The organism is Streptomyces rugosispiralis (assembly GCF_024505145.1).
GTDB classification, from domain to species: domain Bacteria; phylum Actinomycetota; class Actinomycetes; order Streptomycetales; family Streptomycetaceae; genus Streptomyces; species Streptomyces rugosispiralis.
This window is the reverse complement of record NZ_JANIAA010000033.1, coordinates 47558-73236: the sequence shown is the minus strand read 5'-3', so window position 1 is coordinate 73236 and position 25679 is coordinate 47558. Positions and strand designations below refer to the sequence as shown.

The 25679-nt window shown below is 70.4% G+C and carries 22 protein-coding genes and 1 pseudogene; 11 read left to right on the top strand and 12 right to left on the bottom strand.

Annotation, left to right across the window (positions count from 1 at the left end; translation table 11 throughout):
- Nucleotides 1-27: 27 nt before the first annotated feature.
- On the bottom strand, nt 28-798 hold the full coding sequence (locus tag NP777_RS34580; RefSeq protein ID WP_256654134.1) for an SDR family NAD(P)-dependent oxidoreductase: 771 nt from the start codon (nt 796-798) through the stop codon (nt 28-30).
- Nucleotides 799-842: 44 nt separating this feature from the next.
- Nucleotides 843-1164, bottom strand: a pseudogene (locus NP777_RS34575) (GH36 C-terminal domain-containing protein); the annotation flags it as partial.
- 812 nt (nt 1165-1976) lie between these two features.
- Between NP777_RS34575 and NP777_RS34570 the strand changes: the two are divergent.
- The 7 genes from NP777_RS34570 to NP777_RS34540 all read left to right on the top strand — a co-directional run bounded on the left by NP777_RS34570 (nt 1977) and on the right by NP777_RS34540 (nt 8003).
- Complete coding sequence (locus tag NP777_RS34570; protein WP_256654132.1) at nt 1977-2930, top strand: urea transporter; 954 nt, start codon at nt 1977-1979, stop codon at nt 2928-2930.
- 4 nt (nt 2931-2934) lie between these two features.
- Complete coding sequence (locus tag NP777_RS34565) at nt 2935-3288, top strand: urease subunit gamma (RefSeq protein ID WP_256654131.1); 354 nt, start codon at nt 2935-2937, stop codon at nt 3286-3288.
- A gap of 39 nt (nt 3289-3327) precedes the next feature.
- Entirely contained in the window at nt 3328-3720 is a 393-nt protein-coding gene (locus NP777_RS34560; protein WP_256654130.1) for an urease subunit beta, read from the top strand.
- Complete coding sequence (gene ureC, locus NP777_RS34555; RefSeq protein ID WP_256654129.1) at nt 3720-5444, top strand: urease subunit alpha; 1725 nt, start codon at nt 3720-3722, stop codon at nt 5442-5444. Before NP777_RS34560 ends, ureC begins: the two co-directional genes overlap by 1 nt.
- A 29-nt stretch (nt 5445-5473) precedes the next feature.
- Nucleotides 5474-6160 carry an urease accessory protein UreF gene (locus NP777_RS34550; protein WP_256654169.1) on the top strand — a complete coding sequence of 229 codons (687 nt, stop codon included), beginning with the start codon at nt 5474-5476 and terminating at the stop codon, nt 6158-6160.
- 251 nt (nt 6161-6411) lie between these two features.
- A complete protein-coding gene (gene ureG, locus NP777_RS34545) occupies nt 6412-7065 on the top strand; it encodes an urease accessory protein UreG (protein ID WP_256654168.1) in 654 nt (217 codons plus the stop codon).
- A complete protein-coding gene (locus NP777_RS34540; RefSeq protein WP_391858636.1) occupies nt 7062-8003 on the top strand; it encodes an urease accessory protein UreD in 942 nt (313 codons plus the stop codon). Before ureG ends, NP777_RS34540 begins: the two co-directional genes overlap by 4 nt.
- A 9-nt stretch (nt 8004-8012) precedes the next feature.
- Here NP777_RS34540 and NP777_RS34535 read toward each other — a convergent pair whose 3' ends face one another.
- On the bottom strand, nt 8013-8597 hold the full coding sequence (locus NP777_RS34535) for a HutD/Ves family protein (RefSeq protein WP_256654128.1): 585 nt from the start codon (nt 8595-8597) through the stop codon (nt 8013-8015).
- A 23-nt stretch (nt 8598-8620) separates the two neighbouring features.
- Entirely contained in the window at nt 8621-10150 is a 1530-nt protein-coding gene (locus NP777_RS34530) for a helix-turn-helix domain-containing protein (RefSeq protein ID WP_256654127.1), read from the bottom strand.
- A gap of 132 nt (nt 10151-10282) precedes the next feature.
- Here NP777_RS34530 and NP777_RS34525 point away from each other — a divergent pair, with 132 nt between their 5' ends.
- Nucleotides 10283-11251, top strand: a complete 969-nt coding sequence (locus NP777_RS34525) for a DUF1648 domain-containing protein (RefSeq protein ID WP_256654126.1) — start codon at nt 10283-10285, stop codon at nt 11249-11251.
- Nucleotide 11252: 1 nt separating this feature from the next.
- Nucleotides 11253-11612: a GntR family transcriptional regulator gene (locus NP777_RS34520; protein ID WP_256654125.1), complete on the top strand. Its 360-nt coding sequence runs from the start codon at nt 11253-11255 to the stop codon at nt 11610-11612.
- A 6-nt stretch (nt 11613-11618) separates the two neighbouring features.
- Here NP777_RS34520 and NP777_RS34515 read toward each other — a convergent pair whose 3' ends face one another.
- Together NP777_RS34515 and NP777_RS34510 are read right to left on the bottom strand one after the other, a co-directional pair.
- Entirely contained in the window at nt 11619-12176 is a 558-nt protein-coding gene (locus tag NP777_RS34515) for a Uma2 family endonuclease (protein WP_256654124.1), read from the bottom strand.
- A gap of 74 nt (nt 12177-12250) precedes the next feature.
- On the bottom strand, nt 12251-13150 hold the full coding sequence (locus tag NP777_RS34510) for a LysR family transcriptional regulator (protein WP_256654123.1): 900 nt from the start codon (nt 13148-13150) through the stop codon (nt 12251-12253).
- Nucleotides 13151-13444: 294 nt separating this feature from the next.
- Between NP777_RS34510 and acnA the strand changes: the two genes are divergently transcribed.
- On the top strand, nt 13445-16162 hold the full coding sequence (acnA, locus tag NP777_RS34505) for an aconitate hydratase AcnA (RefSeq protein WP_308405304.1): 2718 nt from the start codon (nt 13445-13447) through the stop codon (nt 16160-16162).
- 535 nt (nt 16163-16697) lie between these two features.
- On the opposite strand, the gene NP777_RS34500 is transcribed toward acnA, so the two are convergent.
- From NP777_RS34500 to NP777_RS34475, 6 genes are all read right to left on the bottom strand, one after another.
- The gene (locus NP777_RS34500; RefSeq protein WP_256654121.1) at nt 16698-17549 is read right to left on the bottom strand and encodes a class II fructose-bisphosphate aldolase; all 852 of its coding nucleotides are present in this window, start codon (nt 17547-17549) and stop codon (nt 16698-16700) included.
- A gap of 95 nt (nt 17550-17644) precedes the next feature.
- Nucleotides 17645-18595 (bottom strand): DMT family transporter, encoded by a 951-nt coding sequence (locus NP777_RS34495; protein ID WP_256654120.1) that lies wholly within the window; start codon nt 18593-18595, stop codon nt 17645-17647.
- Nucleotides 18592-19587, bottom strand: coding sequence for a BadF/BadG/BcrA/BcrD ATPase family protein (locus NP777_RS34490; RefSeq protein ID WP_256654119.1), 996 nt, complete (start codon nt 19585-19587; stop codon nt 18592-18594). The genes NP777_RS34495 and NP777_RS34490 overlap by 4 nt, the downstream gene beginning before the upstream one ends.
- A 49-nt stretch (nt 19588-19636) precedes the next feature.
- A complete protein-coding gene (locus NP777_RS34485) occupies nt 19637-20797 on the bottom strand; it encodes an SIS domain-containing protein (protein ID WP_256654118.1) in 1161 nt (386 codons plus the stop codon).
- The gene (locus NP777_RS34480) at nt 20794-22089 is read right to left on the bottom strand and encodes a D-tagatose-bisphosphate aldolase, class II, non-catalytic subunit (RefSeq protein ID WP_256654117.1); all 1296 of its coding nucleotides are present in this window, start codon (nt 22087-22089) and stop codon (nt 20794-20796) included. The genes NP777_RS34485 and NP777_RS34480 overlap by 4 nt, the downstream gene beginning before the upstream one ends.
- 198 nt (nt 22090-22287) lie before the next feature.
- Nucleotides 22288-23076: a GntR family transcriptional regulator gene (locus NP777_RS34475; protein WP_256654116.1), complete on the bottom strand. Its 789-nt coding sequence runs from the start codon at nt 23074-23076 to the stop codon at nt 22288-22290.
- 429 nt (nt 23077-23505) lie between these two features.
- On the opposite strand from NP777_RS34475, the gene NP777_RS34470 reads away from it, so the two are divergent.
- Nucleotides 23506-25581, top strand: coding sequence for a glycoside hydrolase family 36 protein (locus NP777_RS34470; protein WP_256654115.1), 2076 nt, complete (start codon nt 23506-23508; stop codon nt 25579-25581).
- The last annotated feature ends 98 nt before the right edge of the window (nt 25582-25679 follow it).

Below are 25679 nucleotides of genomic sequence, written 5' to 3'. Positions count from 1 at the left end.
CTTTCTGGTGCGAGCTGATCGCGGTGGTCATGCGGAGGACTTGACGACGCTCCAGCCGCCGTCCACGAGAAGACTCGCACCGGTGATGTACGAGGACTCGTGGGAGCCGAGGAAGGCGATGGCCGCGGCCACCTCCTCGGGGGTGCCGAACCGCCCGGCCGCGGTCTCGGCGACGCTGCGCGCCCGGTCCTCGGGGGAGACCCGGTCCCAGGCCGCCGTCAGGATCGGGCCGGGCCGGACCGCGTTGACCCGCACCTCGGGCCCGTACTCGACGGCGAGCTGCCCGCACAGGGACAGCAGCGCCCCCTTGGAGGCCGCGTAGGCCGGATGGCCGGGGATGCCCTTGTGGGCGTGGACGGACGAGGTCAGGACGACGGCTCCGCGGCGGGCGCGCAGATCGTCCAGGACGGCCCGGAAGCCGAGGAAGGCGCCGGTGAGGTTGACGGCGAGCTGCCGCTGCCAGGACTCCAGGGACATCTCGTGGGCGGGGGTGACATCGACGGTGTAGGCATTGCTGACGAGCACGTCGACGGGGCCGAAGGCGCGGGCGGCGGCCGCGATCCGCCGCCAGCCCTCCTCCGCGGAGACGTCGGCGGCCACGAAGCGGGCGCGGCCGCCGTCCTCGGCGATCCGCTCGGCGACCGCCGTGCCGCGCTCCTCGGCGATGTCGGCGAGCACGACGGCGGCGCCCTCCTGGGCGAGGCGTTCGGCGGTGGCGGCGCCGATGCCGGAGGCGGCTCCGGTGACCACGGCCGTGCGGTCGGTGAAGCGGTCACCGTGGCGGCGGGGCTGTTCCATCGGGGGTCGGGCTCCTTCGCTGGACTTCGGGCGGGGGCGGGGTGCTACCGCCGGGTCAGGACCACCAGTTCCGCGTCGTACTCGGCGCTCCAGGCGAACGGCAGCCCGTAGTGCAGCAGATGGGCGCCGCTGTAGGTGGTCGCCGACGCGGCGTCCCGGTAGCGGGCCGGCCGGGTCGAGGCCGCGCAGCCGGAGCCGGGCCGGACGTCCCGGGACGAGCGGGGCGCCGTCCAGGCGGCCGGTGCCGAGCGCGGCGACGACGGTGCGTCCGTCGGGACCGTCGTACTGCACCCCGCAGGTGGCGTCCAGCGGGCTGCCCAGGAGCCGGGCCTCGCCGAGGTGGACGACATCGCGCACCTCCTCGTAGTAGTCGGGCGCCCCCTGCGGCCGTGGCCGTGGGGCCCGCGGCCGTCGCCGGCACCACGGCGATCGCGGTCGCGACGGCGCCACGGGCGAGGGTGCGGTGGTGGGGTCTCCGCGGGCGGGGGGTGAAGTCACGTGCCTCTCCCGGGGGTTGGGAAGCAGGAAGGAGACATGACGCGGCCGCCCTCGGACAGGGCGTCGTCGGCGTCACGGCGAAGACTGTGGCCCGCGGCCGAAACCCTGTCAAGAATTATTCCTAATTTATTTAAACAGCCCTCCGCCGCGCCGAGGTGGACGGGCCGCGGGTGCCGGTGCGGGACGAGACGGTGCCGTTCGCGGTGCGCACTGGCGAGCGGGGGCGCGGTCGGCCGCGCGCCGAGTCGGAGTGCGTCGCTTTCGGATGCCGCTACCAGTCGACTCGGGCGCGCCCGCGAAACGGCCGTTCTGCGGGATTCGCGCCCGCTCGGAGCAGCCGCTCGGAACGCCCGCTCGGAACAGCCGCTCGGAACGGCCGCTCGGAACGGCCGCTCGGAACAGCGGTGAGTACGGGGGGACTTTGCCGATTCCACTTGGTCGAATTTTCACCCCGGTAGTTCCAAGGGCTCCCCAATGAAAGTCAAGACTTGGATAACCGAGGTCGCATGCATACCCGCGCCATCAGCGACTATTCCATTGCGTATCCGGTCGGTCACGAATTGTTGTCGACCTTTTTCGCAATTCCGGGCGTAGGCTCCGAAAAGTTGTTGATCAAGCGCCACCCCCTTTCGGTTCAAGGGGTGTTGGCGAATTCCACGTATTCCCGTCAGGGGGAAGGCATGCCTACAACAGGGCAGGCGGCGCGGCCGAGGAGCTGGGCTCCGGCCGATGTGGGACGGATGCAGCTGCGGGGCGTCGCACAGGTGGCACTCAGCGCGAGCCCGTGGACCGGCTTATTGTTCACCGTCGCGCTGTTCGCGGGCGGTTGGCGGATCGGCGTGTACGGTCTGCTCGGCGTGGCGGCGTCCACCGTGGCCGCGTTCGTGCTGGGCGCCGACCGGGACGGTCTGGCCAACGGCCTTGAGGGCTACTGCGGTTGCCTGACCAGCATCGCCATCGTCGTCCGGCTCGGCGCGTCCTGGCGGACCGCACTGCTCGCCGTCCTCGCCGCGGCGGTCTGCGCGGTGCTGGGCGCGGCGGTCGGCCACCTGCTGGGCCGCATCGGTCTGCCCGCGCTGACGGCCCCGTTCTGCCTGGTCGCCGGGGTGCTGGCGCCGGCCCTGCCGACCGCGCCTGCCGCCGCCGCACCACCGCTCCCCGGCGACGGGGCAACCACCTTGTCGGCCTCGGAACTCGGCCATGCGTTCTGCGACAACTTCGGGCAGGTCTTCTTCCTCGACAAGTGGTACGCGGGCCTCATCCTGCTCGTCGGACTGCTCGTCGCGTCCTGGGGCGCCGCCGTCGCCGCCGCCTGCGGCAGCCTCGCCGCGATCCTCACGGCTTGCGCCATGGGCCTGCCCGCCGAACGGATCAGCGAGGGGCTCTACGGCTACAACGCGGTGCTCGTCGCCATCGCACTGGCCGCCACCTTCCTGACCCGCACTCCGTGGACCGCGGGATACACCGCGCTCGCCGCCGTGGCCTCGGTCCCCTTCACGGCCGCCTGGCAGGCATTCGCCCAGCCTTCCGGCGGATCTCCCTTCACCTGGCCGTTCGTTGTGACGACCTGGCTTTTCCTCGCCGCCGTTCCAGCCCTGGACCGGCCGGGCCTCTCGTTCGAGAAAGCGAAGTGACGCCATGAACCTCGCACCGCGTGAAATCGACAAGCTCCATGTCTATGTGGTGGCCGACCTGGCCCGGCGCCGCAGGGCCCGGGGCACCAAGCTCAACTACACCGAGGCCGCCGCCCTGATCACCGAGGCCGTCCTGGAAGCCGCCCGCGACGGCCACACCGTGGCCGAGTGCATGGAGCTGGGCCGCAAGGTCGTCACGACCGACGACGTCATGCCCGGGGTGCGCGAGATGCTCACCGTCCTCCAGGTCGAGACGGCGTTCGTGGACGGGACGAAGCTGGTCACCTGCCACGACCCCATCGGCCCCGGAAACACCGCCGGAAGCACGACCGGAAACACCGCCGGAAACACCGCCTGAAACGCCGTCTGACACGCCGCCTGAAACGAGGAGAGAACCATGTCGGGTGGAGCCCACTACCTCTACGGGGACGACCCCGTGGAGATCAACTCCGGCAGGCCCAAGGTCGGACTCACTGTCGCCAACACCGGTGACCGCGCCGTCCAGATCGGGTCCCACTACCACTTCTTCGAGGTCAACCGCGCGCTGCGGTTCGACCGCGAGGCCGCGTACGGCATGCGCCTGGACATCCCGTCGGGCACCGCCGTGCGCTTCGAACCCGGCGACACCCGCGAGGTCGAACTGGTCGCCTTCGGCGGAACCCGGCGGCTCGTCGGCTTCTCCGGACTCGTCGACGGCGGACTCAACGCCGACGACACCAGGCGCGCCGCGCTGCGCCGCGCCGCACAGCTGGGATTCGCCGACACCGAGAACGAGGGGGCCGATCACTGATGGCGATCATCCCGCGCAAGCAGTACACCGACCTGTTCGGCCCCACCGTGGGTGACCGGTTCCACCTCGCCGACACCAATCTGGTGGTCGAGGTCGAGTACGACCACAACGCCGGTTCCTACGGGGAAGAGGCCGTCTACGGCGGCGGCAAGGCCATCCGCGACGGCATGGCCCAGGACCCCGCGGCGCTGAGTCGCGAGGGCGCTCTGGACCTGGTGATCACCAACGTGGTGGTCCTCGATCCGGTCCTGGGCGTCGTCAAGGGCGACATCGGTGTCCGCGACGGCCTCATCGTCGGGGTCGGCAAGGCCGGCAACCCCCACGCGCAGAACGGCGTGGACCCCAAGCTGGTCATCGGTCCGGGCACCGAGGTGATCTCCGGAGAGCACCTGATCGCCACCCCCGGCGGCATCGACAGCCATATCCACTTCATCTCACCGCAGCAGGCCCAGGAGGGCCTGTCCAACGGCATCACCACCTTCTTCGGTGGCGGCACCGGTCCCACCGACGGCAGCAACGGCACCACCTGCACCCCCGGCCCCTGGAACATCCACCGGATGCTGGAGGCGGTCGAGGATCTGCCGGTCAACGTGGGTCTGCTCGGCAAGGGCAACGGCAGCCTGCCCGAGGGCTTGCGCGAGCAGGTCGAGGCGGGCGTGGCCGGTCTGAAGGTGCACGAGGACTGGGGCGCCACCCCCGCCGTCATCGACAACGCGCTGCGGGTCGCCGACGAGCACGACGTGCAGCTCGCCATCCACACCGACACCCTCAACGAGGGCGGCTTCTTCGAGGACACCCTGTCCGCGATCGACGGCCGGACCATCCACACCTTCCACACCGAGGGTGCGGGCGGCGGTCACGCCCCCGACATCATGCGGGTCTCCGGCGAGCCCAACGTCCTGCCGTCCTCCACCAACCCCACCCTGCCGTACACCATCAACTCGGTGGACGAGCTGCTGGACATGGTGATGGTCTGTCACCATCTGTCCCGCGACATCCCCGAGGACGTGTCGTTCGCCGACAGCCGGGTGCGCGCCGAGACCATCGCGGCCGAGACAGTGCTGCACGACCTCGGCGTGATCAGCATCTTCTCCTCCGACTCCCAGGCCATGGGCCGGGTCGGCGAGTCCTTCGCCCGTGCCTTCCAGACGGCGCACCACTGCAAGGCGATGCGCGGTGCGCTGGCCGAGGACAGCTCCCGCAACGACAACGCACGCGTGCTGCGCTACCTGGCGAAGCTCACCATCAACCCGGCGATCGCGGTGGGCGCCGCCGACGTGATCGGCTCGCTGGAGCCCGGCAAGCTCGCCGACATCGTGCTCTGGCCGATCAACTCCTTCGCCGCCAAGCCCAAGCTGATCATCAAGGGCGGCATGGTGAACTGGGCCCTGATGGGTGACCCCAACGCCTCCCTGCCGACCCCTCAGCCGGTCTACTACCGGCCGATGTTCGGCTCTTACGGCCGCGCCAAGCAGCGCACCTCGGTCACCTTCATGTCCCAGGCGGCCATCGCCGCCGGCGTCCCCGGCGAGCTGGGACTGGGGCGGCGGATCGAGCCGGTGCGGCACTGCCGGACCATCGGCAAGCAACACATGGTCCGCAATGACGCGCTGCCGCGCATCGAGGTGGATCCGGAGACCTACAAGGTCACCGTCGACGGCGAGCCCGCCACCATCGAGCCGGCCGAGCGCCTCCCGCTCAACCAGCTCTTCTACATCGTCTGACACAACGGAAACCCGGCGTGAACGAACCGATGCCGATCCCGGCGCTGCTGACCGGGCTCCAACTCACCGACTCGGCCTTCCCCAGCGGCTACTACACCCTCTCCCACGGACTGGAGGGTTTCCAGCAGGCCCGTGCGGTCACCCCGCGCGGCCTGCCGCTCCTCCTCCACGACCTGCTCCGGCACAGCGCGGGGCCGGCCGACGCGACCGCCCTCGCCCTCACCCACCGCGCGGTGACGGCGGACGACTGGGCCGGGGTGGTGGCCGTGGAACGGCGGCTGTACGCGACCAAGCTGGGCCGGGAGGCCCGGCAGGCCGCCGTCCGCACCGGACGGCAACTGCTCGACCTGGCCGGCGAGGTCTACGGGACGCCGCAGATCGAGCGGTACCGCACGCTGCACCGGGACGGTGCGGTGCGTGGCTGCCAGCCGGTCGTGGCCGGCGTGGTCCACGCGGCGAACGGCCTCACCACGCGCCAGGCGGTCACCTGTGAGCTGTTCGCCTTCGCGGCCAGCTTCGTGGGGGCCGCCCTGCGACTGCGGCTCACCGACCACCGCCGGGCCCAGGTCGTGCTGCACGGCGCCGCCCCCGTGATCGAGGAGACCGTGGCGGCGGCGCTGCACCGGGAACTGGCCGACCTCGGCGGATGCGTCCCCGTGGCCGACATCATGGCCGGCCGTCACGAGCGTGCCGAGGCACGGCTGTTCGCGAGCTGAGCGCTCCGCGGGAAGTGCCGCGAGGTGCCGTCGATCGTCTGCGGCTGACCGGTGGCTGGTCGCCCACGCGGCGGAGCCGCATATCGACACAGCCGCGGCGGAGCCGCACATCGACACAGCCCCGCGCCCCTTCGGGGCGCACCCCATCCCCACTCCGGACAAGGATCACCATGCACGACCCCACTCAGGTCCGAGGCTCCCGCCACCACGACCACGACCACCACCACCACGACCACGACCACGACGAGTTCATGCGGCGCCCGAAGGACGGCGTGCTGCGCGTCGGCATCGCCGGGCCGGTCGGCTCCGGCAAGACCGCGCTGATCGAGGCGCTCGTCCCGGTGCTGATCGGGCGCGGCCGGACTCCCGCCGTGATCACCAACGACATCTACACCTCCGAGGACGCCGCCCACGTGCGGCGCACCCTGGACGGGATCCTCGACGCGGACCGCATCGTCGGTGTCGAGACCGGAGCCTGTCCGCACACCGCGGTCCGGGACGATCCGACGATGAACCAGGCCGCGGCCGATGAGATCCTGGAGCGCTTCCCCGAGGTGGACACGCTGCTCTTCGAGAGCGGCGGCGACAACTTGACGCTCACCTTCAGCCCGGCACTCGTCGACCTCTTCCTGTTCGTGCTGGACACCGCCGAGGGCGACAAGATGCCCCGCAAGCGGGGGCCGGGCATCACCGAGTGCGAGTTGCTCGTCATCAACAAGATCGACATCGCCCAGTACGTACGGTGCGACCTGGCCCGGATGGAGTCGGACGCCGAGCACGTCCGGCAGGGCCGGCCAGTGGTGCTCACCAACTCCCTGACCGGAGAGGGCCTGGACGTCATCGCCGACTTCCTGCTGTCCCAGGAAGCCGCCCGGCGGGTCGGCCAGGAGGCGGCCTCCGCATGACCGAGGCGCCCGCGCGGCTGGACCCCGCACACTACGAACCCCGGCGGGTACCGGCCCGGATGCTCGACCTGACCGGCACTCCGGACACCCTGGCCGCCGGGCGCCCCGGCAAGGTCGGCCTGCTCGAACTGCGCTACGCGCGGGTCGGCGACCGCAGCGAACTCGTCGACCGCTACCAGAAGTCCCCGCTGCAGATCATGCGGCCGTTGTACGTGGACCCGCGGCGGCCGGACATGCCGGTGACCTATCTGATGTCCACCGGCGGCGGCATCGTCCAGGCCGACCGCAACCGCGTCGACATCGAGTGCGGCCCCGGGACCGCCGTACACCTGACGACGCAGGCCGCCACCAAGCTGCACCGGATGGAGTTCGACCACGCCACCCAGGTCGTCCATCTCACCGCCGCCGCGCACGCCTACGTCGAGTACCTGCCCGACCCGCTGATCCCGTACCGGGACGCGCGCTTCTACCAGCAGACCCGTGTGACCGCCGACCCCACGGCCACCGTGGTGCTGGGCGAGACCATCGCGGCCGGCCGACTGGCCCGGGGTGAACGGCACGCCTACCGGCTGCTGTACAGCGACCTGGAGATCACGCGTCCCGACGGCGAGCCGGTGGTGGTCGACACCGTCCGCCTGGATCCGCGCGAGCCGGGCTCGGTGACCGGCCCGGCGGTGTTCGGCGGGTACGACCTGATGGCCACGCTCTACGCGGTCACCCCTCTCGCCCCCGCGGCGCAGGTCGCCGACACGTTGCACGAGGCCCTGCTGACCACCGGCCCGGCCTTCGGTGTGAGCGTGCTGCCCGACGACTGCGGGGCATGGGCGCGGATCATGGGCAGCGACCCGCCGGCGGTCACCCGCGCCCTGCGTGCGGCCTGGAACGCCCTGCGCGGCCTGCTCATCGGGGTTCCCGCCCCCGACCTGCGCAAGAGCTGACGCCCCGGGTCACGTCCCGGGCGAGCCGGAGGCGGTGGTGACGGTGACGACCGCCGCCACCCCGTCGACGCGCAGGGTGCCGGCGTCGTGGTCCGAGAACAGGACGGCGTCGAACCGGTCGAGGGTGACGCCGGACTCCTTGACGCCCACCGTGCCCGTCAAGGCGATCACGAGGACCAGGACCCCGGTCCGCGGGACGACGGAGAACCCCTCACGCGCCATGCGGACGTGCGCCGTCGCGCGGGTGCGCCGCGTCATCACGTTGAGATCGACAGTGGGACCCGCGAGCAGCCGGCAGTCGGTGACCGCGTCACCCCGAAAGGAAAAGGGCTCGTACGCGTCGGCGACGGTGTGCGGGACACCGTCGACGATCAATTCCATCCCCGCCCCGTCCACGACGGTGATGATCCTGTCCACGCCGGCGAAGGAGGAGAACGGTCCGCTCCGGGCGATGTCGGCGAGACTCACCCGCCAGACGAAGTCCTCCATACCCGCGCCGGAGGCGTCGGCGGCGACCTCCCGGGTCAGACCACCGCCGTTCTTCCAGCGCGACACCGACCGGTCGTGCGCCCGCAGCACCTGGCTGCCCGTCATGCCGTCAACTCCGTATCGGCTCATCAGATGTCGCGGAAAGTCTCGATCTGGGCGCCGATGGAGTTCAGCCGCTCCGCGAGGTCCTCGTAACCGCGGTTGATGACGTACACGTTACGCAGTACGGAGGTGCCCGGCGCGGCCATCATCGCCAGCAGGACGACCACGGCGGGGCGCAGGGCGGGCGGGCACATCATCTCGGCGGAGCGCCAGCGGGTGGGGCCCTCGACCAGGACGCGGTGCGGGTCGAGGAGTTTGACGTGGGCGCCGAGGCGGTTGAGTTCGGTGAGGTAGATCGCGCGGTTGTCGTAGACCCAGTCGTGGATCAGCGTCGAGCCCTGGGCGACGGCCGCGATCGCCGCGAAGAAGGGGACGTTGTCGATGTTGACGCCGGGGAACGGCATCGGGTGGATCTTGTCGATGGGGGCCTGCAGCTTGGACGGGCGGACGGTGAGGTCGACCAGCCGGGTGCGGCCGTTGTCCGCCGGGTACTCATGGCCGCGCTCGTGGTCCAGCCCCATCTCCTCCAGGACGGCCAGCTCGATCTCCAGGAACTCCACCGGCACCCGGCGGATCGTCAGCTCCGACTCGGTGATGACGGCGGCGGCCAGCAGGCTCATCGCCTCGACCGGGTCCTCGGAGGGGGAGTAGTCGACATCGCGGTCGATGTGGGCCACGCCGTGGACGGTCAGCGTCGTGGTGCCCACGCCCTCGACCTTGACGCCCAACTCCTCCAGGAAGAAGCAGAGGTCCTGGACCATGTAGTTGGACGAGGCGTTGCGGATCACCGTGACGCCGTCGTGCCGGGCGGCCGCCAGCAGCGCGTTCTCGGTGACGGTGTCGCCGCGTTCGGTCAGCACGATGGCGCGGGTGGGGGCGACCGAGCGGTCGACGTGGGAGTGGTACATCCCGTCGGTGGCGGTCACTTCGAGGCCGAAGTGGCGCAGGGCGGTCATATGCGGCTGCACGGTGCGGGTGCCGAGGTCGCAACCGCCCGCGTAGGGAATCCGGAAGCGGTCCATCCGGTGCAGCAGCGGCCCGAGGAACATGATGACGCTGCGCGTCCGGCGCGCGGCCTCGGTGTCCATGGCCTCGAGGTCCAGTTCGGCGGGCGGCACGATCTCCAGATCGGCGCCGTCGTTGATCCAGCGGGTGCGGACGCCGATGCTGCCCAGGACCTCGAGGATGCGGTAGACCTCCTCGATCCTGGCGACCCTCCGCAGGGTCGTACGGCCCGCGTTGAGGAGCGTGGCGCACAGCAGCGCCACACACGCGTTCTTGCTCGTCTTGACGTCGATGGCCCCGGAAAGACGGCGGCCGCCGACCACCCGGAGGTGCATCGGGCCCGCGTAGCCGAGGGAGACGATCTCGCTGTCCAGGGCCTCGCCGATCCTGGCGATCATCTCAAGGCTGATGTTCTGGTTTCCCCGCTCAATGCGGTTGACCGCACTCTGGCTGGTGCCGAGTGCCTCCGCGAGCTGGGACTGGGTCCAGCCCCGGTGTTGACGGGCGTCACGGATGAGCTTGCCGATACGTGAGAGGTAGTCGTCAGTCATAGGGAAGAGGCTATCTCACATATGAGATGCGCACGCGACGGGGGAGGCTGAAGGAGTGATGTTCCTCCACTCGGTATTGTTCTATTAGTATGCAAACAAGTGGGGAAGCATTGGTGAAGTGAGGGGGTCGATATGCGTCCTGTCCGACGGCGTGCGCTCGTCGTCGCTCTGCCCTTTGTGCTGGCGTGGGCCGTGGTGGTGGCGACCTTCGCCGGGCTGCGCGACCGGCTGCCGGATCCGCTCGCCACGCATTTCGGCGCGGACGGGAGGGCCGACGGATTCACCGGTACGGGTGCGTTCCTCTCGGTGGTCACCGCCGTCCTTCTCGGCTCCGGCCTCCTCATCCTCGTACCCACCCTCCGCCTGACCAAGGGCCTCCGCGCCCAGCGGTTCGCGGTCGCCCTCGGCTACGGCATGTCCGGCCTGCTGGGCTACGCCTTCGCGTCCCTGCTCCTCGCCAACGCCGACGCCGCCCGCGCCTCCCGGGCCTCCCAGCCCCTGTGGCAACTGGGCATCGCCCTCGCGGCCGCGGCCGTGATGGGCGCGCTGGGCTGGCTGCTCGCGAGCCGGGACGCGGAGTCCGCGGCCGGACCCGGCGAGCGGACCGCCGCGCCCCGGCTCCCGCTGGCCGAGGGTGAGATGGCCACCTGGACGCGGACCGTCGGATCGCCCGTACTGCTCACCGTGGGGGCGGTGGCCACGCTGCCGGGCGCCGTGCTGGTCGCCGTGGGCTCGGGGACGGGGGCGCCGCTGATCTTCGTCGGGCTGATCTGCGCGGCACTGGCCCGCTGCCGGGTGACCGTCGACCGCCGGGGCATCGTCGTCGCCTCATGGTTCGCCCCGCGGCCCCGGATGCGGATACCGCTGGACCGGATCGAACACGCCACCAGCCGCGAGGCCGCCGCGCTGAGCCTCGGTGGCTGGGGCTACCGGATCCGCGGCGGCGGCAGCGCGCTGGTGTTCCGCTCCGGCGACGCGCTGTTCCTGACGCTCGCCACGGGCCGGGAGTTCGCGGTGACGGTGGACGACGCCGCCACCGCCGCCGCCCTGCTCAACACCCTGATCGAGCGCGACCGCCCGGCGGCGGGGGAGCGCGGCTGAGATGCTCTTCCGCGTAGACCCCGGCTCCGCGGTCCCGCTGGCCGACCAGCTCGCGGCCTCCGTGCGCGGCGCGATCGCCGACGGCACCGTGCGCCCCGGCGAACGCCTCCCCGCCGCCCGCGCGCTCGGCGAATCCCTCGGCGTCAACGTCCACACGGTCCTGCGCGGTTACCAACGGCTCCGCGAGGAGGGCCTGATCGAACTCCGCCGAGGCCGCGGTGCGGTCGTCACCGGCGACCAGCCCACGGCCCGCGCCCGGCTCCTGGAGGGCGTCCAGGGCCTGGTGGACCAGGCCCGCGCCCTGGGCCTCTCCGACGAGGAGGTCCTGACCCTGGTCAGAACCCGCCTCGCGGGCGGCTGACGCCCATCAGAACTCGGAGGTGTCCAGCTCCAGGTCGAACGGCTCCGGGAGCGGGAGCGGGGTGCCGAAGGGGTGGGGGCCGTCCACCTTGGTGTAGCCGAGGTTTCCTGGCGCGGAGTAGAGCGTGCGGGCGCGCTGCTGCCGGTCGACCAGGAGGTACAGCGGGGCGCCGTACTCGGCGTAGCGGCGCCGCTTGACGACCCGGTCGGTGTCTCCGCTGGAGTCGGAGGTCACCTCGACGACCAGGAGAGTCTGGTCGGGGAGCAGGGCCCCGGCGCCTTTGGCCAGCTCCCGGGGGACGACGGCGAGATCCGGCACAAACCAGTTGGGGGTGCCGGGGAGGTCCAGGTCGCCTGATCCCGCCATGCGGCCCAGGGCGTTCACCTTGGGCGCGATGCGCTCCCGGACCTTCGCGATCGTGCTCTCGTGGTCCCAAGCCGGCGACAGCGGTTCGATGAACCCCTCGATGACCTGTACGCGGTCGAACCCCCGGATGCGCTGGACCGCGTACTTGAGGGCGGTCTCGGGATCGTCGGCCGGGTACGCGGGTGGTCGTGTGCTCATCGGTCCGCCACCGGGTGTCGGAACGCGAGGTCTATCGCGACCGATACGCGGTGTGCGGGGATCCGGCCCCGGGTTCACCCGTACCGGTGACGATCCCCCGTCACCACCGCCGCCAGCGTCCGCGCCGGGCCGTCCACCGCGGGGCCGTGGAGGAGTTCGGTGCGGTGGAGGAGGCGGGGGGCGATCAGGGGGGCGGTGACGATGCCGGGGGTGCCCTTGGTGGCGGCGTGGGGGAGCAGGGCGAGGCCGTGGCCGGCGGCGGTGAGGGCGAGGAGGCCGCGGACGTCGGTGCCCTCGTACGTCAGCGAGGTGCGGAAGCCGTCGGTCCGGCCGACCGCGCGCAGCTGCTCCAGCGGCATGGCGGCGTCCGGGGCGTCCAGCCATTCCGCGTCGGCGAGGTCGGCCAGCCGCAGGCCGAGGCGGCGGGCCAGCGGATGGCCGGTGGGCAGGGCCACCACCAGCGGGGCCTCCGCGACCGTGACCGCGGTGAGCGGGCCCACCTCCGGCAGCGGCAGGGCGTCGGCGGGGGTGGCCGGGCCGTCGACCAGCCCCAGGTCCAGGATCCCGGACGCCACCGCGGCCGGGATCTCCCGGCGGCCGAGGATCCGCAGGGCGGCTTTGGCGGCCGGATGCGCCTGCCGCACCCGGTCCAGGGCCGTGGCGATTCTCGGGGTCATCGCCAGCGAGGAAGCCCCCACCACCAGCCGGGCGGCGCCCGACCCCGACAGCCGCTCGACGTCGGCCCGCGCCGCGTCCAGACGGAGCAGCAGCGGACCGGCGTGTTCCAGCAGCCGGGCGCCCGCGCTGGTGAGCATGACCGGCCGCCGGGTCAGCAGCGACGTCCGCAGATCCGCTTCCAGGGACGCGATGTGCTCGGAGACCGCCGAGGGGGTGAAGCCCAGCTCATGGGCGGCGTCGGAGAAGGATCCGCAGCGGGCCACGGAGACGAACGTGCGGAGCAGGTGCGGGTCCATGGCAGCAGTATCGCGGTGGCGGGGGCGGCTCAGTCGGCGATCACCCTTACCGGTGAACACGAGTGAACGTGGGTGAACCTCGATGCTCCGACCGCGTCCGCACCCGGGCAGGGCATGACCGCGCGAGGGCGATGTACTAGAGTTATCTCGACATCGAGATATCTGCTGGAAGGCGCACTGCCGCCCCGCGTCGGTAAGGCTTACCTAACTTAGCCATACCTTAGCGGATCGGCGCGGGCATGTGACGGCAGCATTGCGGTGGTACGCGCGAAATCATGCATGAAGGAGACTGTCGTGTCGGCGAACAGCTTCGACGCCCGCAGCACCCTGCAGGTGGGCGACGAATCGTACGAGATCTTCAGGCTGGACAAGGTCGAGGGGTCGGCCCGGCTCCCTTACAGCCTCAAGGTGCTGCTGGAGAACCTGCTCCGCACCGAGGACGGCGCGAACATCACCGCCGACCACATCCGCGCGCTGGGCGGCTGGGACTCGCAGGCCCAGCCCAGCCAGGAGATCCAGTTCACGCCGGCCCGCGTGATCATGCAGGACTTCACGGGTGTGCCCTGCGTGGTCGACCTCGCCACCATGCGTGAGGCCGTCAAGGAGCTCGGCGGCGACCCGGCGAAGATCAACCCGCTGGCCCCGGCCGAGCTGGTCATCGACCACTCCGTGATCGCCGACAAGTTCGGCACCAACGACGCCTTCGCCCAGAACGTGGAGCTGGAGTACGGCCGCAACAAGGAGCGCTACCAGTTCCTGCGCTGGGGCCAGACCGCGTTCGACGAGTTCAAGGTCGTCCCGCCCGGCACCGGCATCGTCCACCAGGTGAACATCGAGCACCTGGCCCGCACCGTCATGGTCCGCGGCGGCCAGGCGTACCCGGACACCCTGGTCGGCACCGACTCGCACACCACCATGGTCAACGGCCTCGGTGTGCTGGGCTGGGGCGTCGGCGGCATCGAGGCCGAGGCCGCGATGCTGGGCCAGCCGGTCTCCATGCTGATCCCGCGTGTCGTCGGCTTCAAGCTGACGGGTGAGCTGAAGCCCGGCACCACCGCCACCGACCTCGTGCTGACCATCACCGAGATGCTGCGCAAGCACGGTGTCGTCGGCAAGTTCGTCGAGTTCTACGGCGAGGGTGTGGCGGCCACGAGCCTCGCCAACCGCGCCACCATCGGCAACATGTCGCCGGAGTTCGGCTCCACCGCCGCGATCTTCCCGATCGACGACGAGACGATCAACTACCTGAAGCTCACCGGCCGCAGCGAGCAGCAGCTCGCGCTGGTCGAGGCGTACGCCAAGGAGCAGGGCCTCTGGCTGGACCCGGCCGCCGAGCCGGACTTCTCCGAGAAGCTGGAGCTGGACCTCTCCACGGTCGTCCCGTCGATCGCCGGCCCGAAGCGCCCGCAGGACCGCATCGTGCTCGCCGAGGCGGCGCAGCAGTTCGCGCAGGACGTCCGTAACTACGTCGCGGAGGCGGAGGAGGACGAGGCGGGCAAGGAGTCCTTCCCGGCCTCCGACGCCCCGGCCGTCTCCAACGGCGTGCCGAGCAAGCCGACCCTGGTCACCGCCCCCGACGGTTCGACGTACGAGATCGACCACGGCGCCGTCACCGTCGCCGCGATCACCTCCTGCACCAACACCTCGAACCCGTACGTCATGGTCGCCGCCGCCCTGGTGGCCAAGAAGGCGGTCGAGAAGGGCCTGACCCGCAAGCCGTGGGTCAAGACCACCCTGGCCCCGGGCTCGAAGGTCGTCACCGACTACTTCGACAAGGCGGGCCTGACCCCCTACCTCGACAAGGTCGGCTTCAACCTCGTCGGCTACGGCTGCACCACCTGCATCGGCAACTCCGGCCCGCTGCCGGAGGAGGTCTCCAAGGCCGTCAACGAGGCCGACCTCGCCGTCACCTCGGTGCTCTCCGGCAACCGGAACTTCGAGGGCCGGATCAACCCCGACGTCAAGATGAACTACCTGGCGTCCCCGCCGCTGGTCGTCGCGTACGCCATCGCCGGTTCGATGAAGGTGAACATCACCACGGACGCGCTGGGCACCGACCAGGAGGGCAAGCCGGTCTTCCTCGCGGACATCTGGCCGACCGAGGCCGAGGTCAACGACGTCGTGGCCAACGCCATCGGCGAGGACATGTTCAACAAGTCCTACCAGGACGTCTTCGCCGGTGACGCACAGTGGCAGGCGCTGCCCGTGCCGAACGGCAACACCTTCGAGTGGGACGCGGAGTCCACCTACGTCCGCAAGCCCCCGTACTTCGAGGGCCTGACGATGGACCCGGCCCCGGTCGAGGACATCGCCGGCGCCCGGGTGCTGGCCAAGCTGGGCGACTCGGTCACCACCGACCACATCTCCCCGGCCGGTGCGATCAAGGCCGACACCCCGGCCGGCAAGTACCTCACCGAGCACGGTGTCGAGCGGCGTGACTTCAACTCCTACGGCTCCCGCCGGGGCAACCACGAGGTCATGATCCGCGGCACCTTCGCCAACATCCGGCTGCGCAACCAGATCGCGCCGGGCACCGAGGGCGGCTTCACCCGCGACTTCACCCAGGCGGACGGGCCGGTCTCGTTCATCTACGACGCCTCGCAGAACTACCAGGCGGCCGGCACCCCGCTGGTCATCCTGGCGGGCAAGGAGTACGGCTCCGGCTCGTCCCGCGACTGGGCCGCCAAGGGCACCGCGCTGCTCGGTGTCAAGGCCGTCATCGCCGAGTCGTACGAGCGCATCCACCGCTCGAACCTCATCGGCATGGGCGTCCTGCCGCTCCAGTTCCCCGAGGGCGCCTCGGCGCAGTCGCTGGGCCTGACCGGCGAGGAGACCTTCGAGATCACCGGCGTCACCGCGCTCAACGAGGGCGGCATCCCGGAGACCATGAAGGTGAAGGGCGGTGAGGTGGAGTTCGACGCCAAGGTGCGCATCGACACCCCTGGCGAGGCGGACTACTACCGCAACGGCGGCATCATGCAGTACGTGCTGCGCCAACTTGTCGGTTCTTGACCTGACGTGAACGAGCGCCCTGCCCCTGCATCTCGCGCGCGGGGGCAGGGCGCTCGCGCGCGACGGGGCGGAAGACGCGCCTGCGAGCATGATCGCACGCGATCTGTTCCCGGAGCGGAGCTGCGCATCCTACGACGACGAAGAACCCCGCACCTGGTACCAGGTGCGGGGTTCTTCTGTCCTTGCGAGCGTGTGGCGAACGAGCGCCGCTAGGCCCATCCTCCGCACATGACCGGTTCGGATGATCTGAGGATGTGCCCGCTACCCGGCTGGGTGTGGCTCGTTGAGTGAGACGTGCCGATGTCTCGTACACGTCGCTCAAGGGTCCAGCGTCCCATGCTGTGCCCGATCCGGGACGTGGCGCACTTGACGCACGGGCAGGTCATCGGGGTGCTGGTCGCCAACCGGCTCTCTGCTCGAACTCCTCGGCATCGACGAAACCCGCCCCCGCTGGCTGGATACCTAAAACCCCATGTGCGAAGTACGGCCCTAGGCGGCATCAGGTGCGGGGAAAGCTTCGGCCCCGCTCAGCCGCTCAGCCACTCACCACACCGAGCAGGACCCGGACCGTCTCCGCCATCGTGTCCCGGCCCTGGGCGACGTAGGGGCGGGGGTCGGTCAGGTCGGGGCGCTCCGCCAGCGTCTCGCGGACCGCGCCGGTGAACGCGACGTTGAGAGCGGTACCGATGTTGATCTTCACGATGCCCGCCTGAACGGCTTGTCGCAGATCGTCGTCGCCGACGCCCGACGAACCGTGCAGCACCAGAGGTACGGGCACGGCCTCCCGCAGGCGTTCGATGAGCGCGTGGTCCAGGGTCGCGGAGCGTTCGGTCATCGCGTGGCTGCTGCCGACGGCGACGGCCAGGGCGTCCACGCCGGTGTCCGCGACATAGCGCGCCGCCTCCCGCGGGTCGGTGCGCACCCCGGCCGCGTGGGCGCTCGCGGGAGCGTCGGGCTTGCCGCCCACATAGCCGAGTTCGGCCTCCAGCCACAGGCCCGCGCCGTGGGCCCACTGGGCCGCGGCGCGGGTGGCGGCGAGGTTCTCGGCGTACGGCTGCGCCCCGGCGTCGAACATCGCGGAGGAGAACCCCGCGTCGGCCGCCGTGCGCAGCAGCCGCATGTCCGTCACGTGGTCCATGTGCAGTGCGACGTCGACGTCACAGGCCTTGCCGACCTCGGCCGCGGCCCGCGCGATCGGCTCGACCCGGCCGCCGTGGAACCGTACGGCGTTCTCGCTGATCTGCAGGATCACCCCCGGGGCGCCCGCGGCGGCCGCGCCGGCGGTGATCGCCTCGGCGTGCTCCAGCGTGATCACGTTGAACGCCGCGACGGCCCGGCCTGCGGCGGCGGCCTTCGAGACGAGTTCGCGCGTGGGAACCAGGGGCATAAAGGTGTCCCCTCGCTTTCATGTCGGTTCGGTGAGTACGGGCCGGTGTCGGCCCGTACTGCTACGTGGTTCGGCCGGTACGGATATGCGGGCGATCAGGACTTCTGCGGGACCGGACTCACGTCCGCGCCGTCGTCCGCCGCGCCCGGGGCCACGGAGTTCTCGCCGCTCTTCTCGTCGCTGTAGACCATCAGGGTCGAGCCCGCGAGGGCCAGCACGATACCGAGGGCGCCCCACACGTTCGGGAGCGTCCGGTAGACCGCCAGGGACAGCACGATGGTCAGCACCGGGGCCAGCGCGTTGGTGATCGGGGCGACGACCGTGGCCTTGCCCCGGCTGAACGCCATGACCAGGAACAACGCGCCGACCGCGTTGAGGACCTGCGTCACCGCGGTGAGTGCCGGCGCCTGCCACGGAGCGTCGGACGGGAATTCGCCCATCATCACGAACGCCACCGGAACCAGCAGCAGTCCGCTGATGGTCATCCAGCCGAAGGTCGTCGCGTCGTTGACCCCGACCACCGCGGCCTTGCGCATGCAGAACGCCTGCACGCCCCAGGCAACACAGATCAGGATGGCCATCAGCAGCCACGGGCCGTGCGAGTTCGAGTCGTCCTTGCCGCTGGGAATGCTGAGCAGCACGATCGCCGCCAGTGCCGCGACGACACCCACTAGGGCGAGCCGGTTGATCCGCTCCCGCAGCAGCGCCATCGCCATGAGGACGGTGACCACCGGGGAGAGCGACACCAGGGGGAAGATCAGGTACGCCGGGCCGTTGGCGAGCGCGTGGAACAGCAGGAGTTGGCCGCCGGCACCGGTCAGTCCCGCGATCAGTCCGTACACGGCGGCGATCGGCCGGCGGTCGAACGTGTTGCCGCGCATCGCGAAGTACGCGGGTATGAGCATCGTGAAGGCCCAGATGATGTAGATCATCTCGTTGGGGTAGCCGTACCTGCTGTTCGGCTCGCTGGAGAAGGCGCCCCACACACCCCAGAACAGGACCAGCAGCGACGCGTACAGGATCCAGCTCTTCGTGCCTCTGTTCATCGGTCTTCCCCTCCTGATGAGGCAGAGATCCCGGAGGCCATGCACAGCGCGTCGAGCGCGGGCTGGTCGAGCGGGGTTCCGGCGATTTTCGCCGCGTACAGGGCGGCACCTACGACGGGCTCGTACAGAGGGTGTCGCAGTTCGTAGTGGGTGAAACGACTCTTCAGTCCGGTGGCGAACGCCTCCAGAACCGCGTCCGCGCCGAAGGTGCCGCCCGAGCAGGAGACCGGTACGGTCTCGTCCGGGCCGAACTCCAGCCGCTCGCGGGTGACTTCGACGAGCAGGGCGAGTTCCCGGCCGGCCTCGGCGAGGATCGCCGAGGCGGCCTCGTCGCCCAGACCGGCCGCCTCGGCCACCGAGCGGCTGAGCGCGGCGATCCGGCCGCGGTCGCCCTGCCACTGGTTGTGGACGACGTCGATCACGTCGAGGTCGGACGCGAGATCCAGGTGGCGCCGGAACACCTCGGCCAGGGGGCCCTCGGGGAGCCGTCCGTCGCCCATCCGCGAGAAGGCGTTGAGGCCGCGGACCGCGATCCAGTGCGCCGATCCCTCATCGCCGAACATCTCGCTCCAGCCACCGACGCGCACGCCCCGGCCCAGCCGCTCGCCGTAGGTCATGGAGCCGGTGCCGCTGATGACGTTGATGCCGTCGACCGCGCCCAGTGAACCGGCCCAGCCGCAGATCATGTCGTTGTCGCAGGCGTAGCGGTCGTGTCCGAGCACGGCTCGCGGGGTCGCGTTCAGGACGGGCAGATCGCGGGCCGCCTCCCCGTAACCGGGCAAGCCGAAAAAGGCGTACTCGATGTCGGCGGGGGTCAGCTCGGCCGCCGCACAGACGGCGTCGACGCCTTCCCTCAGCACACGCTCGACGAGCTCGATGCCGTGGGAGAAGTAGTACGAACTTGCGGCCTGCGCTCGCGCCACGACTTGTCCGCCCCGGTCGACCAGGCAGAATGCGGTTTTCGTACCGCCACCGTCGACACCTAGGAACATCGTTGTACCTCCGTCCGGCGCCCTGGATCCGCGCCGTTGATGCCTTTGATCAGTTGTGCAAGGAGTGCAGGGTCACGCCCTGCACGACGCGGTTGATCTCACCCGAGGGGAACGGGTTGTCGGCCCGCAGGCCCCGGGCCTGGGAGGCGCGCAGGGCGATGAGCTGGGCGTACACCACAGCGGACAGCGCCAGGGCGACGTCCTCGACGCCATCGAGGCCCGGCAGCGGCCAGGCGTCGTTGCCGTCCGCTTCCGCGTCGGGGCCCGCGGAGACTGTGACGACGCTGCCGGCGGGAAGATTTCCGCGCAGCTCCGCGGAGATGTCCTGGTCGTACTTGCGGGTGTAGGGGTCGTTCGACAGGTACACCACGGCGACCGAACGGTCGTTGAGCACCGCCTTGGGACCGTGCCGGAATCCCAGCGAGGTCTCCGAGACGGCCATGAGCCTCCCACCGGTGAGTTCGAGCACCTTCAGCGCCGACTCCTCGGCGAGGCCCTTCAGCGGGCCGCTGCCCAGGAAGACGATGCGCTCGGGCGCGCGGGCCACGAGGGCGCCGACGGTGCGGTCCACGGCGTCGCTCTCGCAGATCGACTCGACCGCCTCGGCCAGGCGTTCGGCGACCCCGTCGTAGGCGCTGCCGCCGAGAGCGAGCAGTGCCGCGAGCGTCATGCACGTGAAGCTCGACGTCATGGCGAAACCGCGGTCGTTGGACGCGGCCGGCATCAGCAGCACGTGGGACTTCGGCAGCTCCGCGTGCTCGCGGGCCAGGCGGCCCTGCTCGTTGCAGGTGATCACGAGGTGGTGCACCTCGGAGAGGACCTGGTCGGCCAGGGCGGTGGCGGCCACGGACTCCGGGCTGTCACCCGAGCGCGCGAAGGAGACCAGCAGCGTGGGAACGTCCTCGGCGAGACAGCCGCGGGGGTCGGCGACGAGGTCCGTGGTGGGGACCGCGTCGACGCGGCGTCCCAGGCGCCGGGCCAGGGCGGGCTGGAGCACCTGGCCGGCGAACGCGGAGGTGCCGGCACCGGTGAGTACGACGCGCAGGTCACCGCGGGCGACGAGCGGACGCACGAAGGCGTCCAGCGACTCCCGGGAGGCCGCGACGATCCGGTCGACCTCCCGCCACAGGGCGGGCTGCTGGGCGATCTCGCGGGCGGTGTGGGCGGCGCCGCCGTCGTCCAGGGACAGGGTGCCGGAGGGCGTGGTCACACGTGCTCCATCAGGTGGGGGTGGGAGGCGCGGTCGTAGTCGCGCAGAACGTCGCGGACGTGGTCCACGGCCAGGTCGCGCGGCCGGGCGGCGAGCTCGCCGTGGCGGACGCGGGCGTACTGGAGTGGGAGGTGGGCGCTGAGCAGCGGCAGGGGGATCTCCACGGCCGAGAGGTTGTCCATCAGCCGGGCCTGGGCCTTTTCGATCTCAGGGTCGGGCCAGTAGTAACGCATCCGGTCGCTGTAGCTGTAGCGGCGTGCGAGGCGCTGCTCGGCAGCGCTGCCCGGGTAGTAGCCCTCCCACTTGGCGGGCTCGGCGAGCATCCGCTCCTCGACGACCTCGGGAAAGCGTGACCGCTCGGCGGCCGGGACCAGCTCGTCCTCGATCGCGGCGAGGGCGAACAGCGCCTCGCGCAGGGCGAAGGTCAGCCCGGGGCCCACCTTGAGGACCGCCCAGTGGTCCTCGACCAGCGCGGTGAGCGCCTCGGCGGTCTGGTAGTCGGTCGAGTGGGCCTCGTAGACCATGGTGGGTTCGTCGTCGAGGACCTTGCGCAGCTCCTCGGTCAACTCGCGCCGGTAGCCGACGACCTGCACATGGTCGAACTCGACGGCCGGCTGGACCACGAGGGCCATGACGCGCGGCCAGACCTCGTCGAGGCCGTGCTGGGCGAACGCCTTGCGGTGCTGCTCCAGAGTGGTGCGCGCCGCCTCGGGAGTGGTCGGGACGAGCGCGTCGAGCGTCTCGTGCGCGCCGCCGGGTGTGGGCACCTCGGTACCGATCACGTACCGGATCCGCTCGGCCCGTTCGGGGCCGGCCGTCTCCTCGGCCACCCGGATCAGCCGCGCGGCGCGTCCGGCGACCACGTCGTCGGTCAGCGGTACGGGGTCACCGGCGCAGGCGAAGCTACAGTCCAGGTGGATCTTGGTGAAGTCCGCCGCCACGTAGGCGGCGACCAGGGCGTCGGCCCGCTCCATCGCCTCGTCGGGCGTCAGGGACTGCCACCGGTTCGGTCCGAGGTGGTCGCCGCCGAGAATCAGGCGGTCCAGTGGCAGACCACTTTCGGCGGCGATGCCGTACACGAGGTCGCGGAAGTCCGCGGGCCGCATGCCCGTGTATCCGCCGTACTGGTCGACCTGGTTCGAGGTCGCCTCCACCAGTACATGACCGCCGGTCTCCCGTGCTTGCACCACGGCTGCCTCGATGACCAGCGGATGAGCCGAACACACCGAGGTGATGCCCTGCGGCTGTCCGGCCTTCTGACGCCGGACCACCTCGCTCAATGGGCTCTGCATTGCCAACCCCTTACTCAACGTGTATCTCAAGCCAATGTGCCGTCATGGCCTGCGGCTCATTTCGGACAGTACTGGTCTTATTTGGGGTCGTCAATAGTCTTATTCTGGTATGCATCTGGTATTGCGCAGCCGGACCGGCAGATCCGCGGCGATCGGCCAAGTCCGGCTGGTGATCGGCCAAGTCCGGCTGCTGATCGTTTAAGTCTGGTTGGTGATGGAGGCCCGGAACCGGTAGCGGTCCCCCCGATAGACCTGGACGGTCAGTTCGATCGGGCGTGATTCCTGGTTCGACGTCAGCTGGGTCGCGACGAGCATCGGCATGGTCTCCTCGATCTCGAACAGCTCGATCTCCCGTGGCGTCGGGTGGCGGGCCTCGACCGAATAGTCGGCGATGCGGGGCAGCTGCGGCGGGTCGGCGGCGCGCAGGGTGGCGTAGAGCGAGGCCGTATTGAAGTCGGTCTCGGCCAGGGCAGGGCAGGCCGCCAACGGAAGCCGGTTGTGCTCGAGCACGACGAGCAGACCGTCGAGGAAGCGCAGTCGGTGGAGGTCGAAGAGGTCGGCGCCCGGAGCGATCCGGAGCTGCTCGGCCTCGGGCACCGTGGCCGGGCGAACGGTGGCGGAGAGCACCTTGCCGACCGCCGTCAAACCGTTGACCTGCGCATAGTCGGCGAACCCCTGGACCTGCGGGGTCGCCGAGGCGGACGTCATCTTCGCCTCGGGGGGCAGACCGAGCTCGGCGACGAACCACCCGCGCGACGACGACGGCCGCACGATGCCCCGCGACTCCAATTGCGCGAGGGCCGCTCGCAGCGTCACGCGCGACACGGCGTACCGGTCGACCAGAGCCCGCTCGGAGGGCAGCCGGTCACCGGGGCGGGCGGCGGCGGCGCGCAGGTCGTCGAGCAACTGCGTGGCTGTGCGCTCGTACAACGGGAGGACGTCGTCACCGAACAGGCCTCTGGGCATCGACGTTCTCGCATCTGTCATACCAGAAGCATACCAATCCGATCGACGGCGCCAACCCTCGTCCAGGAGGCCCACCCGTTGACATGCCACTCGAATACCGCTTACGTTCTCGAAGCAGGCCACCCGATGATCAAGAAGTCGCCCGTGAGCGACCTTCTGTTTCGCCGTGCCCCGGGCACCCGCCGGTGATCGAGGCAGCGTTGTCGCAGCTCACCGAGGATGCCCGCCCGCTACCGCCGGAGGCGACCTCGCACTGGGGTACCCGTTCGGACGATACGCCGCCCCCCGACCCCAGCCGACCCACTGCGAAAACCGGTAGTAGACCAGGCATCGACCAGCCTTACGGACGGTCGCTTCGTCGCGAGCGTGCGGCTCGACTTTGACGATCCACAACGACGGACAAAAGGCGGCTGCCCCAGTCGGGCACGCACGACCGAAAGAGGGTTCGACATGACGGACATGAACCGGCGAAGCGTACTGAAGGTGGCGCTGGGGGGTGCCGGCCTGGCCGCCTTCCCCGCCGTGGCCATGGGCGCCTCACCCGCGGCTGCCGCACCGAACTCGGATCCTGACCTCGTCGGAGTCGGCGACACCTCCATCACCCTGGAGTTCGACGACCAACTGCGCAGCCGGGTGGCGCTTAAGGGCGTCGACCTCACCCGCTTCGACGCCGGCGAAGCCCTGCTGGTGGGCGGTAAGGCCATCGAGGCGTTCGCCTACCGCGGGCACTGGACCCGCGACACCCGGCACCCCCGCCACGGCGCGGGCGTCCGGGTGACGATCGAGGGCACGTCCAAGGAAGGCGTACAGAAGACGGTCGTGCTGACCTCCTTCGAGCGTCTTACCGGCATGATCGTGATGAAGGTGACCTACACCAACAGGTCCTCCACCGCGCTGAAGGTGACCGGGTGGCGCAACGGAGCCCACGAACTCCTGGAGACTCCCGGCGGCTTCTACACCTTCTCCGGTACCACGTACACGGACCGCCGCGACTGGGTGATGCCGGTGAAGGACGGCTATGTCCAGGAGAACTCGTTGGGGATGGACTCCTCCGACTACGGCGGCGGCACCCCGCTGGCGACCGTCTGGCGCCGGGGCGCGGGCCTCTCCGTCGGACATGTCGAGCCCGTGGCGACGGTCCTGCGCATGCCGGTCCGCAAGACGGACGCCGGAGCGAGCATCGCCATCCAGGACGACACCGCCCGCACCCTGAAGCCGGGCCGTCGGCTCAGCACCGACACCACGTTCCTGACCGCCCTCCCGGGCGACCACTTCGTGCCGCTCCAGCGGTACCGCGACTACATGAGCGACATCGGCCAGCGCGCCCCCAAGGTCCCCGCCTCGGCCTTCGAGCCCATCTGGTGTGCCTGGGGCTACGAGCGCGACTTCGCCATCGAGCAGATCACCGGAGCGCTGCCGAAGGCGCACGAGGTCGGTCTGCGCTGGGCCGTGCTCGACGACGGCTGGCAGACCAACGAGGGCGACTGGGACATCAACACGGCGAAGTTCCCGCGCGGCGAAGCGGACATGCGGGCCTTCACCAAGGAGATACGGGACGCCGGTCTGCGGCCGCGCCTGTGGTGGGCCCCGCTGGCGGCGGACCCCGACAGCAACCTGTTCCGGGACCGGCCCGACATGCTGCTGCTGGACCGCGACGGCAACAAGCAGGACGTCACCTGGTGGGACGCCTACACCCTCTGTCCGGCCTACCAGCCGACGGTGGACTACTTCGTCGAGCAGGCGAAGAGGTTCATCGGCGACTGGGGTTACGAGGGGCTCAAGATCGACGGCCAGCACCTCAACAGCGTCGCGCCCTGCTACAACCCGAAGCACCGGCACGCCCGCCCCGAGGAATCCACCGAGGGCGTGGCCCTGTTCTGGAAGGCGATCCACGAAGCCGCGCACGAGGCGAACCCCGACGCCCTCGTCGAGCTCTGCCCCTGCGGCACCGCCTTCGCCTTCCACAACCTGCCCTACGTCGACCAGTACCCCAGCTCGGACCCGGAGTCCTCCTACCAGGTCCGGAGCAAGGGCAAGTCGATGAAGGCGCTGATGGGCGCGGGCAGCAGCTACGCCGGCGACCACGTCGAACTGAGCGACGGCGGGAACGACTTCGCGTCCTCTTACGGGGTCGGAGCCGTCCTGTCGACCAAGTTCACCCTCCCCGGAACCGGAGCCCCGGACAAGGCGACCGACCTCACCCCGGAGAAGGAAGTCCTCTGGCGCAAGTGGGTGTCCCTGTACGAGAAGAACATGCTGTCCACCGGCGAGTACCGCGGTGAGCTGTACGACATCGGCTTCGACAAGCCCGAGGCGCATGTCGTGGCCAAGAAGCGGACCCTCCACTACGCCTTCTACGCCGACCAGTGGGACGGGACGGTCGAGCTGCGCGGTCTGGGCCGCACGCGGTACCGCCTGACCGATCCGTTCACCGGCAAGTCACTCGGAACTGCCACTGCTCAGCACAACACCGCGAAGCTGTCCTTCGAGCGGTTCCAGCTCATCGTGGCCGAGCCCATCGGCTGATCAGCCGGGGCGGCCGGGGCGGCCGGGGCGGCCGGGCGGCCGGACGGCCGGGACAGCCGCCCGCTCCCCGCTCATCCGGCACTACGGAGGGGACCGGC

Excerpts from the sequence above, each read along its gene's own strand:
- NP777_RS34515 (WP_256654124.1), bottom strand. The coding sequence starts at position 12,176 with ATGAGCACACGACCACCCGCGTACCCGGCCGACGATCCCGAGACCGCC.
- NP777_RS34540 (WP_391858636.1), top strand. The coding sequence starts at position 7,062 with ATGACCGAGGCGCCCGCGCGGCTGGACCCCGCACACTACGAACCCCGG.
- ureG (WP_256654168.1), top strand. The coding sequence starts at position 6,412 with ATGCGGCGCCCGAAGGACGGCGTGCTGCGCGTCGGCATCGCCGGGCCG.
- NP777_RS34500 (WP_256654121.1), bottom strand. The coding sequence starts at position 17,549 with ATGCCCCTGGTTCCCACGCGCGAACTCGTCTCGAAGGCCGCCGCCGCA.
- NP777_RS34550 (WP_256654169.1), top strand. The coding sequence starts at position 5,474 with ATGCCGATCCCGGCGCTGCTGACCGGGCTCCAACTCACCGACTCGGCC.
- NP777_RS34510 (WP_256654123.1), bottom strand. The coding sequence starts at position 13,150 with ATGGACCCGCACCTGCTCCGCACGTTCGTCTCCGTGGCCCGCTGCGGA.
- NP777_RS34520 (WP_256654125.1), top strand. The coding sequence starts at position 11,253 with ATGCTCTTCCGCGTAGACCCCGGCTCCGCGGTCCCGCTGGCCGACCAG.
- NP777_RS34535 (WP_256654128.1), bottom strand. The coding sequence starts at position 8,597 with ATGACGGGCAGCCAGGTGCTGCGGGCGCACGACCGGTCGGTGTCGCGC.
- NP777_RS34580 (WP_256654134.1), bottom strand. The coding sequence starts at position 798 with ATGGAACAGCCCCGCCGCCACGGTGACCGCTTCACCGACCGCACGGCC.
- NP777_RS34565 (WP_256654131.1), top strand. The coding sequence starts at position 2,935 with ATGAACCTCGCACCGCGTGAAATCGACAAGCTCCATGTCTATGTGGTG.
- ureC (WP_256654129.1), top strand. The coding sequence starts at position 3,720 with ATGGCGATCATCCCGCGCAAGCAGTACACCGACCTGTTCGGCCCCACC.
- NP777_RS34490 (WP_256654119.1), bottom strand. The coding sequence starts at position 19,587 with ATGTTCCTAGGTGTCGACGGTGGCGGTACGAAAACCGCATTCTGCCTG.
- NP777_RS34480 (WP_256654117.1), bottom strand. The coding sequence starts at position 22,089 with ATGCAGAGCCCATTGAGCGAGGTGGTCCGGCGTCAGAAGGCCGGACAG.
- NP777_RS34475 (WP_256654116.1), bottom strand. The coding sequence starts at position 23,076 with ATGACAGATGCGAGAACGTCGATGCCCAGAGGCCTGTTCGGTGACGAC.
- NP777_RS34470 (WP_256654115.1), top strand. The coding sequence starts at position 23,506 with ATGACGGACATGAACCGGCGAAGCGTACTGAAGGTGGCGCTGGGGGGT.
- NP777_RS34525 (WP_256654126.1), top strand. The coding sequence starts at position 10,283 with ATGCGTCCTGTCCGACGGCGTGCGCTCGTCGTCGCTCTGCCCTTTGTG.
- NP777_RS34560 (WP_256654130.1), top strand. The coding sequence starts at position 3,328 with ATGTCGGGTGGAGCCCACTACCTCTACGGGGACGACCCCGTGGAGATC.
- NP777_RS34495 (WP_256654120.1), bottom strand. The coding sequence starts at position 18,595 with ATGAACAGAGGCACGAAGAGCTGGATCCTGTACGCGTCGCTGCTGGTC.
- NP777_RS34530 (WP_256654127.1), bottom strand. The coding sequence starts at position 10,150 with ATGACTGACGACTACCTCTCACGTATCGGCAAGCTCATCCGTGACGCC.
- NP777_RS34570 (WP_256654132.1), top strand. The coding sequence starts at position 1,977 with ATGCCTACAACAGGGCAGGCGGCGCGGCCGAGGAGCTGGGCTCCGGCC.